Below are 700 nucleotides of genomic sequence, written 5' to 3'. Positions count from 1 at the left end.
CTATCTACCAGCTGGTTGATGATGCCAGCCGGTTTGATCTGGGCTCACAAGCCTTCGCCGCCAAAGAAAACGGATTCGATGCTCGCACTACCTTGGCCGCAGCAATAGAAACGTATGGTCGCCCGCAGGAACTTTTGACCGATAACGGTGAAGCTTTCGCCACCTATCACCGGGGCCGGTTGTCCGATACCGAGCGCTGGCTCGCCGCCCAAGGTATCTGGTCCATTGCAGGTTTTGGCCCGCAAACCCAAGGCAAAGATGAACGCTCGCATCAAACCATGACCAAGTTTCTCGATGCACGCCAACCTACAACACTTCAGCACGTCAAACAGCTGTTGGACGACTACCGCGAGTTTTACAACACCAGGCGCCGCCATCAAGGCCTGCTAGTCGGCAAAATGCACATCACTCCAGCCCAAGCCCGTGAGCACTTCGCCCACGCTCAATCCCCAACACAACCCATTGACCCGGATGTGCTGTGGGCCAAGATTGTGAAGTCATACCGGGATACACACTCAGAAAGCGCGATACACCACGAGCATCGTATCGAGAATGGGGTTAAAGAGGCGATGGCGCCGGTTGTGGGAGAAGTTGCAGCTTCTCCCACAACCATCGATGACGATAACGAACCAATCCAGCAAGAATCATCTCCTACCATCAGTCCCACCGTAGACGGTCTATCCGCCCAGTCAAGCAACGC

Annotated in this window: 1 protein-coding gene; it reads left to right on the top strand. The window is 55.1% G+C overall.

Annotation, left to right across the window (positions count from 1 at the left end; genetic code table 11):
* Positions 1 to 700, top strand: a 700-nt coding sequence (locus tag HMPREF3153_RS00005; protein WP_246817123.1) for an integrase core domain-containing protein, incomplete at both ends; no start/stop codon positions are given.

Origin of the sequence: Corynebacterium sp. HMSC06C06, from assembly GCF_001807295.1 — a bacterium.
GTDB lineage: Bacteria > Actinomycetota > Actinomycetes > Mycobacteriales > Mycobacteriaceae > Corynebacterium > Corynebacterium striatum.
The sequence above is the reverse complement of the archived record's forward strand: the minus strand, read 5'-3'. Positions and strand labels throughout refer to the sequence as shown.